Source organism: Ktedonobacterales bacterium, assembly GCA_036557285.1.
Lineage (GTDB): Bacteria > Chloroflexota > Ktedonobacteria > Ktedonobacterales > DATBGS01 > DATBHW01.
The window spans coordinates 23,460-36,077 of record DATBHW010000034.1 but is presented as its reverse complement, the minus strand read 5'-3'; the positions used below and the strand labels follow the sequence as shown (position 1 = coordinate 36,077).

The following is a 12,618-nucleotide window of genomic DNA, read 5'->3' as shown; positions in this document are numbered from 1 at the left end:
TTGTTACTCCTTTGCTAGTGGAAGCTGCGCCAGGACACGGACGCCGCCTGTCGCTCCGGCGGTGATGGCGCATGTCCCGCCCAATTCGGCGGCTCGTTCGCGCATCGAGGCGAGGCCGATGCCGATCTGAGGCTGGATCGGCAGACCCAGGCCATCGTCGCTCACTTCGATGGTGAGCATATCGGAGAGGGTGAGGCGCACGGAGCAGGTATGCGCCTGGGCGTGGCGCGCCACGTTGGTCAACGCCTCCATGACAATGCGATAGGCCGCTACTTCCACCGCAGCCGGGAGCGGGGGAAGCTGGGGTGGGGCTTCGATGACCACCTGGACGCCGTTCAGATGGTAGTATTGTATGGCCTGCTCGCGCAGCGCCGACACGAGGCCGAGTTCATCCAGGGCGGGCGGACGCAGGTCATAGACCAGCCGCCGAATATCAACAATGGTCGTCTGCATTTGCGCCTTGAGATCGGCCAGCAGCGGGTCAACGGCTGCTGGCTGCTGCGCGAGCAGGTTACGCGCGGCATCGAGCTTGAGGGTCATACTTGCCAGGGTGGGGCCAAGGCCATCGTGCAGGTCGCGTCGTAAGCGTCGGCGTTCTTCTTCGCGGGTCGTGACCAGGCGCTCACGGGAGCGTTGTAGCTCGCTGGTGAGGCGCACCGCATGGGCGGCGATCCCGGCTTGATGGGCAATATCGGCGAGTAATCGTCGGTCGGCGGTGGTAAACGGCTCATTGGGGGCGCGCGGGGCCAGTTGTAACTGCCCGATGGTTTCCGTTTGATAGAGCAGGGGCAGGATGAACGGCTCGCCCTGGGGCAGCCCATAGGAGGCGGCGGGGATGAACCCTTCGCTTTGCTTGAGGGCAATAGCCGAGTAGGGGAGCTTGAGGGCCTGCGCGACAGTCTCGACGATGGTTGGCAGGACCGCTTCCGGGGCCAGCGTGGCCTCCAGGCGTCGGCCCAGGCGCGAGAGGACGGCATAGGGGTCGTCGCGCTCACCATACATGAGGCGATTGACGACGCGCTGGAGGCGCAGGCGCAGCGGTTGGAAGAGGACCGCGATGAGGCCCGTCGCCAGCAGCGAGCCAAGGGCATTCCCGGAGGTCTGCCACACGATGCCCAGGAGGCTGACCACCAGGATATAGACGCCGACGACGATCACCGTGAGGATACCGTACACCAGCGTGCGATTGAGGATGATGTCAATATCGAAGAGGCGGTAGCGTAAAATAGCAATGGGCAATATCAGGGGATAGGGCAACACCAGGAGTCCCAGTCCGTTGGCATCGAGCAGCGGTTGCCCCAGGATCAAGGGCGGGAGATACCAGAGAAAGAAGGTACTGGCCGCACAGACCAGGCCGGCAAAGATGAGCCAGCGGAACTTTTGACGGGCCGCCGTGGTGTGCAATGTTCGATAATTCCAAATCTCAACGGCAATGGTCAAGAGCAGATAGGCGGTGGGAAGCACGCTCTCGATGACATCCCAGTGACCGATCCAATCAAGAGTGCTGGCAGCGCCCGGCCACACACTTGCCAGGTAGGCAAAGAAGAGGGTGTAAGGGGCGAGGTAGAGGAGCAGGATCGTCCAGGGGCGTCTGACGATGAGCGGATGGGGTTCGGGAAAGACCAGCGCGAAGTGCAGGATGCCGACCCAGAAGAGGGTATAGACCCCATAGGTGGTGACGGCGTAGAGCCAGAAACCAAGGCCGTTGACCAGATCACTCACCTGCAAGCCGAGCGACCAGGTAGTCGCGCCCGTGATGCTCGCGCCGATGAGGAGCTGCACCTGCGCGGCGCGGTCATCAGGGCGGCGGAGAAAGACAAAGACGGCGACGAGCAGGAAGACCAGGGCGAAGAGGACGGTACTCCACTCGTTGAGCAGGATTGTCCCCAGGGGGTAGGATTCTAATGTGACCGGCACCTGTATCTGTTGCCCGGCACGCAGCACCGTGTAGGTGACGGTCTGCCCGATCCGCCAGTTCGGGCGCGCCCTGCCCGGATCGAGGAGCGCCTGCGCCCACGATTCCAGGCTTTTGCCATCAACGGCCACGACCACATCTCCTGGCCGCAGACCAGCAGGCGATTCCTGAAGCGGAGTCACGACCACCCCATCTGGCCGCCAATCCGGCAGCCCTGGGGCCAGCCGCGCGTCATCGAACGGGGTGAGCAGGTGCAGCAGGAGGAAGGCCACGCCCAGCAAGACGGAGCCAAGCGCCAGGCTGGCGACGGCGAAACGAGTACGCATTGGCAGTTTCATCCCTTGGGCCTCCCCAGTGGGTTGAACAGGTGTGGCTCCATCTCAGGGTCGTGGACCAGATGAGCGGTTTTCTTACCTGTGGAGATCGTACCACAGATCGGATTATACACAACCGCTCTCTGGAACAGAAAGCTGCTTAGCTAGCCGGGCGGTTCCAGGTGTTGTGGCAATTCCCTGGCGGGCGGTTCCGGTGCGCGCAGCCAGAGCGAGATATGGCTCGGCTGCATCGTTTCGTTGACCACCGTGAGCAACTGGGCGCTCAACTGCTCCAGGTCCACCTCCTGGCGCAGCGTGGCGCTGAAGGCGGCCAGCGTCTTTTCCGCATCATACTTGCGGCGATAGAAGCGGCGATCAATGATGGCTTGAAGACGCCTGCGCATTGGCTGGAAGAGCGCGGCGATTGCCAGCGTCGAAATGACCAGGGCTAACGGCTGCTCCGATTCTTTGCCGGTGATACCACTTGCCAGGCTTTCCAGGCCGATGATGAGGCCCGCGTAGAAGGCGCCCAGCAGAGCCGTCAGCAGGCCATAGACGAGCGTTTTGTTGATGAGCGCGTCAATATCCCAGAGCCGGTAGCGTAAGATGGCAATGGGCAGGACCAGGGGATAGGGCAACACGAGTACCCCAAGGGCATTCGAGTTGATCAGCGGGTAGCCCAGGAGTAGGGTTGGAAGGCTCCATACTACCACACTGCCTCCACCGGAGAGCAGGGCGGCATACAGCAGCCAGCGAAGTTTGTGGCGGGTGACGGCACTCCGGGTTGCGCGATACCCCCAGATGACGGCGACGATGGCGAGTATCAGGTAGACGGGGGGCAGGATGTTTTCTCCTGAAGTCAAGCGCCCGATCCAATCCAGGGCGCTGGCGCTGCCAGGCTGCACGCTGAACAGATAGGCGAAGGCGAACATATAGGGAATGCTATAGATGAGGGGGATCACCCAGGATCGTCTCAGGATGATCGGGTGGCGTTCGGGAAAGATCAGGGCAAAGTGCAGGATGCCGACCCAGAAGAGTGTGAACACGACGAACGTGGTGGCCTTGAACAGCCAGAAGCCGATGCCGTTGACCAGATCGCTCACCTGCAAGCCGAGCGACCAGGTGGTGGCGCCTGTGATGCTCGCGCCGATGAGAAGCTGCACCTGCGCGGCGCGGTCATCGGGGCGGCGGAGAAAGACAAAGACGGCGACGAGCAGGAAGACCAGGGCAAAGAGGACGGTACTCCACTCGTTGAGCAGGACCGTCCCCAGGGGATAGGGTATTAATGTCACCGGCACGTCCAGCCGGTGTCCATGACGCAGCACGGTGTAGGTGATCGTCTGCCCGATCCGCCAGTTCGGGCGCGCCATGCCTGGATCGAGGAGCGCCTGCGCCCAGGACTCCAGGCTTTTCCCTTCGATGGCGATCACCACGTCTCCCGACTGGAGGCTCTGTGGCTTTTCCTGGATGGGCGTCACCAGCACGCCATCGGGTTTCCAGGCGGGCGGTCCGGGCGTCAGGCGCGCGCCATCGAAGGGAGTCATGAGGTGCAGCAGGAGGAAGGCCACGCCCAGCAAGACGGAGCCAAGCGCCAGGCTGACGACGGCGAAACGAGTAGGCATTGGCGGTTTCCTCCTTGCAGCAAGCTGATAAAAGATGGGCTTGAACTCAGCCTATTGTGCGACGGGCGCGCTTCATCCCTGCGTCCTCAGCCATGCGCCAGGAGCAGGATGCCGATTAATAAGGGGGGCAGGTAGTGGAACAGCGGGAGATTATCCCCCATGACGAGCAACAGGACCAGCATGGCGATGCTGAAGAGCAGTGTCGCCCACCCGACCCACGCGGGCAAGAGACCGGCCTGAAGCAGCGACCCTCCGTAAGACGCCAGCGCCAGGAACCCGATGGCTGCATAGGTAAAGAAGAGCACGAAGGCAAACTTCGCCAGCGGCTCGTAGTAGTTCGGCACCGCCCCCGTCGCGGCGAACTCCTGTGCGGCCAATCCGCCGACCACACCGCGAAAGGCTGAGAAGATGACCCACAGGCCAGCGGCCAGGAGCAAGCCAACCAGGCCCAGGCGTGAGAATGCCTGTTCCTTTGATCCTTCCAGGATCGTGGTAAGCAGGCTCATTCCGACCAGGAGCACGACGAAAGCGGTGCCTGTGAAGATGTTGCCCCAGCGCCAGGCGTTCGGGTTATTGGCGATGGCCTGCAATTGCTCTCGGACGGGCAAGGTGTAGATGCCCATGTTCCCCTTCTCGCCGAAGATCGGGAGGGCAGCGCCGATGCCGAAGACGATGCCAGCGACAATCAGCAGGATACCGGTAAGACGGTAGGTGTTGAAGAAGCTCAATGCTCCCATAATAATGCCTCCTTGTGACGGCCTGAACGGTCTTTTTAACGGACCTTCTCAGGCGGCTCGTGTGAGTTTTTTCTATAGAATACGCCTCTTTATGGCAAGAGCAGCAGGGTGCGATGAATACATCCCAGGCCGACGTTCAGGGAGCGCCAGGTGTCGCCATGATCGGTCGAATGCCAGACCTCGCCATTGCTGAACCCGGCGTAGACATGGCCGGGAGCGCCGGGGTCGGTGAGCAGGGCGTAGGGCATATGCGTGAGGGGCTGGGGCAACCCGCCTGCCAGCGGGCGCCAGGGCGCGCCCCCAACGGAACGAGCTATCATCGCGCGGGCGTTTTGCCCGCCGTGAGCTGCTCTGGGATTGGGAGCCAGGGAGGCATACCAGACTTCTGGCTGGACAGGATCGGCGGCAACAGCCCAGCCATAATGCCGGTCCAGGCCATCCCTGGGTTGGGTCCAGGTTGCGCCAGCATTCCGACTGATGGAGACCCCGGCGCCTGTGCCACCAGCTTCATAGGCCCACTCCCCTCGCTGGGCATGGAAGGTGAGAGTGTGGCAATCGCGCAGCGCGCCCCGGCGATGCCCGGTCCAGGATTGCCCCCCATCGCGGCTTTGCACCACTGCGCCAAACTCGACGCCCACCAGCAGGGTCTGCGGGTCGGTGGGCGAGAGGGCAATCGCCTGGACGTAGGCGCTGTGGGGCTGTTCCGCAGGGGTGAACCAGAACCAGCGCGAGGGGATGCGCCGGAACGCCGCGAGTTCGTCCCACTGCTTGCCGCCGTTGCGCGAGACAAAGACGCGCGCTGGTTTGGTTCCGGCGTAGACGGTTCCCGGTTGGGTACGGCTGATTGCCAGGGCTTTGACGATCTGCCCGGCTAACCCGGCTGGCTGCCAGGTCTTGCCGCCATCCTGTGAACGCAGCACCCCCTGGCCCGCTGTCCCCGCGTAGAGCGCCTGTGGGTTCAGTGGATCGGCGACCAGGCAGCACAACACCTGATCGGTGAGCAGCGCCTCGACTGACCACGCGCCGTTCGCGGCGCGTGTGGCGCAGGCCAGTCCGTGACCAGTCGTCGCCAGGAAGGTTTTCACGCTCATAGCAAATCTCCTCTTGGTCATCCTTACTGCGCGAGAAGCGCCGATCAATGGGCGCCTGGTATGCTCCTCCGCTGCGGCGCCCGCCTGCGGTGTGGCCGCTCACTGCACCAGGATCGTCAGGCTCATGCCGAGGTGGATGGTGCAATAGAGGTGATATGTGCCTGGCGTGGTGAACGGACCAACGGTGATAGTGTTGTTGTTGAGTTCGACGTTGTTGACGAGGGGCGCGCCCGGCTCTACGCCTGGCACGGGCCGATTGTCGGCGCTCCAGGTACCATTGGTGATGGTATGGGGGACGGGGGCGTCGTCAACGAGGGTGAGCCGGTCGCCGGTATGCAGCGCCACGATGTCCGGGGCGAAGCGGGTGGCCGTCAGGTGGACGGTGGCGCTCTCCGTCGAGCCAGCCGCAGCAGGCGCCTGGGCGATGGCTCCAATCAGGAACGCGCCGAGCGTGAGTCCAACCATCACGCCCAACGCGGGCGAGAGCCAGCGCGGGGAGTGGAACGGTTCGCGCCGCACCTTTTGCACGAGCTTGCCGGCGCTGACGCCGATGACGAGGATCAGGAGCGGGTATTCCAGGACGAAGAGGCCGAACGCGACGACATTGGCGCTGGGATGGGTGAGGGAATATTCGGGAAACCCCGAAGCGAAGTCTCCTATGATGCCGAGTGTGCAGCAGACCAGCGGGAGGAGCATGGCCCAGCGCCAGCCGGTTGCCACGACGATACCACAGATGAGATAGAGCGCCTGGAAGATCAGGACTGGCGGGATGATCCCGCCCTCCAGAATCTGGGAAGCTGCATCGGCCACGACGACGACGAATAGTCCTACCAGCATCACGACATCCAGGGCGGAGCGCCCGCGACTGGGCGTGATTGTTCCCGCGCCGGTAGGGGAAACCTTGAGTGCTGACATGTTCATCCCTCCTTCTCTGCTAAGACGAGACCTCTACGGTCCGGTTTTCGAGGATATCCTTCAGATTGCCCAGGCCGGCCTCCACACTCCGTCGGAGGTTGCGCGCTACCAGCGGTTCCGCCAGGGCAAATAAGCCGCCCGCCTGCATCTCAAATGAGATGGTGACTCTGGTTCCCTCCGGGGTTGACTCGAAGCGGTTCGTCCCGGTGGTGGACGGACCGGAGGTACTGGAGAAGGCAAACCTGGTGGGAGGCTCAAACGCGACGATCTCGGCGTGTTGTTCCAGCCTCCGACCCAGGAAGACGCGCGCCAGTATGACCCTGGTTCCCAGCCCCACCGGGCTTTCGGGGATTTGCTGCACCTCCACCACGCCATCTTGCCACTGGGGGATATTGCGCTGATCACTCACGTAGGCAAAGATTTCTTCGATGGGGCGGTTGATCGTGATACTCTGTTCGACAGTAACCATCGTTGACGCTCCTTTCATTGCCGTGATGGGAAGAAGACGGGCAGGCCAGGCGGTTGAGTCTCTCGCCGCGTTCTTCCCTCTTTGGTGTCTCTCTGGTGGAAAGTGTAGCCGACCCGGCGTCCCGTTGGGATGTGAGCAGCGTCCTGATGGTATCGGGAAGATGGTCCCGGTTCCTCCAGGACAGGTGTCCCGATGGCGTCGGGATAGGGGATGAGGGCTGGGGTGGGCTGGCGGTTAAAACCGCGCCTGGAAGGGCAGCGTTGAGCCGCCCCACCCTGGCGATTGAAATCGCGGCTAGAGGCGTCTGCGGACGCCACAAAGCCCGCCTGCGCGGGCTAGGACGAGAGATGTCCTGACTAAAAAATACATAAACCGCGTTGGAGGCATACCGCCGCCAAGCCTGCCGACGCAGGCTCCCCCACCCGATCAGCGCGAGGGTTGCGACGAGGGGTGGGCGTCGGCGCGGCGGTGAGCCGCCTGGAAGGCGGCGGTACAAGTGGCGTTGGCGGGAAGGGCAGCGGGCGCGCTGGCGTAGCGGTGGGCCGCCTGGAAGGCGGCGGTACAGGCGGTGGGCCGCCTGGAAGGCGGCGGTACAAGTGGCCGCCAAGATGGCGGCGGTACGGGTGGCCGCCTGGAAGGCGGCGGTACAAGTGGCAGGGAGGGCGGCGGTACGGGTTGGCGTTGACGTTCAATGGGATTTGAGGAGGGATAGACGGACGTGTTGACTGGCGGGGAGATCGCTCGCCTGGTTTTGTTTGTGCTGCCGCTGGGGCTGGATACGTTTGCGCTTTCGCTTCTGCTGGGGGCGCTGGCTCTGCCGATGCGCCGACGGGTGCGTCTGGCGCTTACGTTTGCGGCTGCGGAGGGGGTGATGCCTGCGATTGGCCTGCTGATGGGTCTGCCGCTGGGGAGAGCGATAGGCGAGTGGAGCGCGTATGCGGCGGGCGGGCTGCTGGTGGGTGTGGGTCTATGGATGTGGCGTCGAGAGGAGGGGGGAGAGGATGGCGCGGGGGATGAGGGGGCGCGGATTGCTGCGGCTGCGACGAGGGCTGGCTGGGGTGTGGTGGGCCTGGCGCTGGGCGTGAGCCTGGATGAGCTTGTTATGGGGTTTTCGTTTGGGGTGCTGGGCTTTCCGCTGGCTCCCGCCCTGGTCCTTCTCGCGCTTCAGGCGCTGCTGGTGAGTCTGGCGGGGCAGTGGGTTGGCAAGCACGCGGGGAAACGATTGGGCGAACGGGCCGAGTCGCTGGTAGGTCCGATGCTTGGCCTGCTGGGGTTGGGGATTCTCTTTGCTCAGCTTTTGGGGCTGCCGCTCTAAAGTTCAGGTGAAGGGGCCTGGCAAGTCGGGGATTTTTCGTGTATTATTATACCATCTTATTAGTTATTTAGTGAGATGGCTCTATAGGTTGGTTCCATCAATTATCGGGGGTCACTTGTAGCGCCGCCTTCCAGGCGGCCACCGCTGCGCCCTGGCGAGCGTGCGCCCTGGGGGCCAGCGGACCAGCAGGCCAACGCTGGCCGCCAAGATGGCGGCGCTACAAGTAACACGCCTCGCTTGCCAACACCTCAGATTTGGTAGAACCCTATAGGTTTGTGGAGGAAGCGCGATGATCGAGTTTCATCTGGATGGTCATTCGGGGGTTGCGCCCTATCTGCAACTGGTGCAGCAGGTGAAGCAGGCGCTGCGCCTGGGTCTGCTTGTGGTGGGCGATCAGTTGCCGACGGTGCGCGAGGTGGTGGGGCAGATTACCATCAATCCGAATACGGTGCTGAAGGCGTATCGGGAGTTGGAGCGCGAGGGGCTGGTTGCCAGCCGACCAGGGCAGGGGACGTTTGTGCAGCGCACGCTGGCAGGCACATCGCTCTCCAGCCACGCGGCGCTGCGGCGGAGTCTGACGCGCTGGCTGCACAGCGCCTATGAGGCTGGGCTGGACAGTGAGAGCGTGCTGGCGCTGTTCATGTCCACGTTTCAAGACACCCAGAGGGAACGGGAGGAGACGGCATGAGGACCGCGCTGGAGACGACGAAGCTGAGTAAGCGGTATGGGCGGACGTGGGCGCTGCGCGATTGCACGCTGGCGCTGCCAGCGGGGCGGGTAGCGGCGCTGGTGGGGCCAAACGGGGCGGGCAAGACGACGCTGCTGCATCTGGCAGTGGGTTTGCTGGAGCCGACGGCGGGGAGTGTGGAGGTGTTCGGTTTTTCGCCGCGCGAGCAGCCAAAAGAGGCGCTGCCCCGCCTGGGCTTTGTGGCGCAGGACCACCCGCTGTACAAGGGGTTCACCGTCGAGGAGTTGCTGACGCTGGGGCGCAAGCTGAATCCGCGCTGGGATGATGAACTGGCGCGGGCGCGCATACACCAACTGGGCATTCCGATGCAGCGGCGGGCAGGCAAGCTGTCGGGCGGGCAGCAGGCGCAGGTGGCGCTCGTGCTGGCGCTGGCGAAGCGGCCCGATCTGCTGCTGTTGGATGAGCCGCTGGCGAGCCTGGATCCGCTGGCGCGGCGCGAGTTTTTGCGCACGCTGATGGAGGCGGTGGCCGAATCAGGTTTGACGGTGCTGCTGTCGTCGCATATCATTGGCGATCTGGAGCGGGTCTGCGACTATCTCGTCATTCTGTCCGCGTCGCAGGTGCAGCTTGCGGGCGATATTGAGGAGATGGTGAAGGGGCATAAGCGGCTGGTTGGCCCGCGCCAGGAGGTGGAGGCGCTTGCCAGCGTGCATACCATCATCGAGGCGAGTCACACCGAACGGCAGACAACGCTGCTGGTGCGGACGAACGGGCCGGTCTTTGGCCCAACTTGGGAAGCGCAGCCGGTCTCGCTGGAAGATATTGTGCTGGCGTACCTGAGCCAGCAGGCAGCACCCAGGCAGCCAGCCGCGCCAGCAGCGCGGGCGCGCCGTGGACTGGAGGTGGTTCCATGACCTGGGTGGTCTGGCGGCAGCATCGCGCTGAGAGCCTGATTACGCTGGGCGTGCTGGCGGCGCTGGCGGTCTTTCTGCTGATTACCGGGCTGGAGATGCATTACACCTTTCAGCATCAAGAGAGTTTTGCTGACTGTATGGCCCATCTCCAGGAACGCCCCGGCGGCTGCGGATTTGTGCAGGGGGGGCTGCCGAGCGAGTTTTGGGACCAATACCAGTGGCTTGTGGGGTTCCCCATTTTTCTGTTGCCGCTGCCGGTCTTGTTGGGCGCGCTGGTGGGTGCGCCGCTGGTGGCCCGCGAGGTGGAGCAGCGCACGTTTGTGCTGGCCTGGACGCAGAGCATCAGCCGTGTGCGCTGGCTGGGGGTGAAGTTGGCGCTGGTGCTGGGGGCGGGGGTGCTGCTCTTTGGCGTGCTGCTGGCGGAGGTGATCTGGTGGTGGGGTCCGTTCGCGCAGTACCAGGGCAGCTTTAGCGGCAATGCTGCTTTTGACTTCACCGGGCCGGTGTTGCCGGCAGCCGCGCTGCTGGCGCTCTCGCTGGGGGTATTTGCGGGGGCGCTGACGCGCCGGACGGTGCTGGCGATCTTTCTGACGCTCGCCCTCTTCCTGGCAATCCGGCTGCCTGTCGAGATGGGGTGGCGTCCCCACTTCCTGCCGCCCATCACCGTGACGTGGCCGATTGAGCAAACGACCCCACCGGTGACGGTGAGTGTCCAGGATTGGCTCATTGACAGCGGGTTGATTGATGCCCAGAGCAAACCGTACAAGGGTGCTGTCTTGAGCTATTGCGACAACCCGGAGTCTTTCGCCCAATGCGCCCAGAGCCAGGGGTTTCAAGCGTACTACCTGACCTATCAGCCAGCAGACCGCTTCTGGACATTCCAATGGATGGAGACGGGCATTTATGTAGGCGTTGCGGCGCTGGCGCTGCTGGCGACGGTCTGGCTGGTGCGGCGTCGGCTGAGTTGATTTTGGCGGTTGGCCGCCGGGGACGGCGGCGGTACAGGCAGCGGTTGTCTGGAAGGGCGGCGTGCGCGCGTGCGCGGCGGCTTGCCGCCTGGAAGGCGGCGCTACAAGTGGCGGTACAGGCAGCGGGCTTTTACCTGGCGCTGCGTTCTTGTAACTTTTTCTGGCGTTCTGGTGTTTTATGTGGCAGAAGGAGCGAGAGGAGGGAGGCGCACGGCGCTATGGATTACGGCGATGGGGCGTGGCTGGCAAGCGAGCGAGATCGGTATTTTGAGCGGCTGGCGCTGCTTTATAGTCAGCCGCTCAAGGCTTTTATCTCGCGCCAGACGGGCAATCCGCAGGATGCGGAGGATATTGTGCAGGAGGCGTTTATCCGCGCTTATTACGCGCTGGATCGCTATCCCGCCGAACGGGTGCGGACGCTGAGGGCGCGCGCCTGGCTGTATAAGATCGCGTGGAATTGCTATTGCAATTATGCGCGGCGCGCTCAGCCGACTGGTTCGGTTTCGCTTGATGCTGGGGATGATGAGGCGTGGCTGGAGTCTGAGGACGCGGCGCAGGAGCAGCCAGAGCTGGTATTTGAGAGCGCGGAGCGCAGGCGCGAGCTTGAGGCGCTGGTGGCGACGTTGCCGCCGCGCTATCGAGAGGTGGTGCGCCTCTATTATTTTGAGGAGTTGAGCCACCAGGAGATCGCTGAGATGCTCAATCAGCCGATTGGGACGATCAGGGTTCAGGCGCATCGAGGGATAGGCTTGCTGCGCAAGGGGCTGGGATTAGAGACGAAAGGGGGTGCGCGCAGCGATGCGGGATAAGAGCGAGGGGCAACGAGATCAGGGAGAGGCTTCAGACCCTCTGGCGTCGGCGATTCTGGGGCGGGTGGGTCTGCGCGGGTCGGGTGCTTTTCCTGGGGCGCAGGGGCAGGAGGCGGAGGCGGCGCTGAGTAATCCGGCGTGGGCGGTGCGGACGGCGGCGGTGCAGGCGCTGACGGAGCGCGGGGAACGTGCGCCGGTGGGGCCGCTGGTGGCGGCGCTGGGCGATGAGGCGTGGCCGGTGCGCGAGGCGGCGGCGCGGGCGCTGGGCAGGCTGGGCCAGCGGACGCCGGTGGGGCCGCTGGTGACGGCATTGGGTGACAGCGCGTGGCCGGTGCGAACGGCGGCGGCGCTGGCGCTGGGGAAGTTGAGGCAGCGGACGCCGGTGGGGCCGCTGGTGGCGGCATTGGGCGATGCGGATGAGTCGGTGCGGGCGGCGGCGGTGTGGGCGCTGGGGACGGCTGGCAGGCGCGCGCCGGTGGGGCCGCTGGTGGCGGCGCTGGGCGATGGGGCGTGGGCGGTGCGCGAGGCGGCGGCGCTGGCGTTGGGAGCGTTGGGAAAGCAGGCTCCGGCTGGGCCTTTGCTGGCGGCGCAGGTGGATCAGGATAGCCAGGTGCGCGAGGCGGTGGGCTGGGCGCTTGGGGGGCGTTTTGGTAGGCAGGGGATGGCTGATGAGGTGTCGGTGTCGCGGGCGCGGCTGGCGCTGGCGCTGAGTTCGCTGGTGACGCTGGGGCTGGTGACGATTATTCTGGCGACGAGCGCATATGATGTATCACTGGTGGTGGTGAAGCTGGTGGCGCTGGGGCTGGTGTGTTTGACGATCTGTCTGCTGAACTGGCTGGTGCGTTTCAGATAGTCACGGCA

At 64.1% G+C, this 12,618-nt stretch carries 13 protein-coding genes; 7 read left to right on the top strand and 6 right to left on the bottom strand.

From position 1 onward, the window contains the following. Positions 1-3: 3 nt before the first annotated feature. From VH599_09965 to VH599_09940, 6 genes are all read right to left on the bottom strand, one after another. Positions 4-2,241, bottom strand: coding sequence for a histidine kinase (locus VH599_09965; GenBank protein HEY7348627.1), 2,238 nt, complete (start codon positions 2,239-2,241; stop codon positions 4-6). Between the two features lie 152 nt (positions 2,242-2,393). Next, positions 2,394-3,851: a hypothetical protein gene (locus VH599_09960; protein ID HEY7348626.1), complete on the bottom strand. Its 1,458-nt coding sequence runs from the start codon at positions 3,849-3,851 to the stop codon at positions 2,394-2,396. Between the two features lie 86 nt (positions 3,852-3,937). Beyond that, positions 3,938-4,588 (bottom strand): hypothetical protein, encoded by a 651-nt coding sequence (locus VH599_09955; protein ID HEY7348625.1) that lies wholly within the window; start codon positions 4,586-4,588, stop codon positions 3,938-3,940. Between the two features lie 89 nt (positions 4,589-4,677). Then, a complete protein-coding gene (locus VH599_09950; GenBank protein ID HEY7348624.1) occupies positions 4,678-5,679 on the bottom strand; it encodes a hypothetical protein in 1,002 nt (333 codons plus the stop codon). A 99-nt stretch (positions 5,680-5,778) separates the two neighbouring features. Beyond that, positions 5,779-6,594, bottom strand: a complete 816-nt coding sequence (locus tag VH599_09945; protein HEY7348623.1) for a hypothetical protein — start codon at positions 6,592-6,594, stop codon at positions 5,779-5,781. Positions 6,595-6,613: 19 nt separating this feature from the next. Beyond that, entirely contained in the window at positions 6,614-7,063 is a 450-nt protein-coding gene (locus VH599_09940; protein HEY7348622.1) for an SRPBCC family protein, read from the bottom strand. A 53-nt stretch (positions 7,064-7,116) separates the two neighbouring features. Here VH599_09940 and VH599_09935 point away from each other — a divergent pair, with 53 nt between their 5' ends. The 7 genes from VH599_09935 to VH599_09905 all read left to right on the top strand — a co-directional run bounded on the left by VH599_09935 (position 7,117) and on the right by VH599_09905 (position 12,610). Then, the gene (locus VH599_09935) at positions 7,117-7,419 is read left to right on the top strand and encodes a hypothetical protein (GenBank protein ID HEY7348621.1); all 303 of its coding nucleotides are present in this window, start codon (positions 7,117-7,119) and stop codon (positions 7,417-7,419) included. Positions 7,420-7,781: 362 nt separating this feature from the next. Continuing rightward, positions 7,782-8,378: a manganese efflux pump gene (locus VH599_09930; protein HEY7348620.1), complete on the top strand. Its 597-nt coding sequence runs from the start codon at positions 7,782-7,784 to the stop codon at positions 8,376-8,378. A gap of 289 nt (positions 8,379-8,667) precedes the next feature. After that, positions 8,668-9,066 carry a GntR family transcriptional regulator gene (locus VH599_09925; GenBank protein ID HEY7348619.1) on the top strand — a complete coding sequence of 133 codons (399 nt, stop codon included), beginning with the start codon at positions 8,668-8,670 and terminating at the stop codon, positions 9,064-9,066. Continuing rightward, positions 9,063-9,980 (top strand): ABC transporter ATP-binding protein, encoded by a 918-nt coding sequence (locus tag VH599_09920; protein HEY7348618.1) that lies wholly within the window; start codon positions 9,063-9,065, stop codon positions 9,978-9,980. The genes VH599_09925 and VH599_09920 overlap by 4 nt, the downstream gene beginning before the upstream one ends. After that, entirely contained in the window at positions 9,977-10,948 is a 972-nt protein-coding gene (locus tag VH599_09915; GenBank protein ID HEY7348617.1) for a hypothetical protein, read from the top strand. Before VH599_09920 ends, VH599_09915 begins: the two co-directional genes overlap by 4 nt. 218 nt (positions 10,949-11,166) lie before the next feature. After that, positions 11,167-11,757: a sigma-70 family RNA polymerase sigma factor gene (locus tag VH599_09910; GenBank protein HEY7348616.1), complete on the top strand. Its 591-nt coding sequence runs from the start codon at positions 11,167-11,169 to the stop codon at positions 11,755-11,757. Then, a complete protein-coding gene (locus tag VH599_09905) occupies positions 11,747-12,610 on the top strand; it encodes a HEAT repeat domain-containing protein (GenBank protein HEY7348615.1) in 864 nt (287 codons plus the stop codon). Before VH599_09910 ends, VH599_09905 begins: the two co-directional genes overlap by 11 nt. The last annotated feature ends 8 nt before the right edge of the window (positions 12,611-12,618 follow it).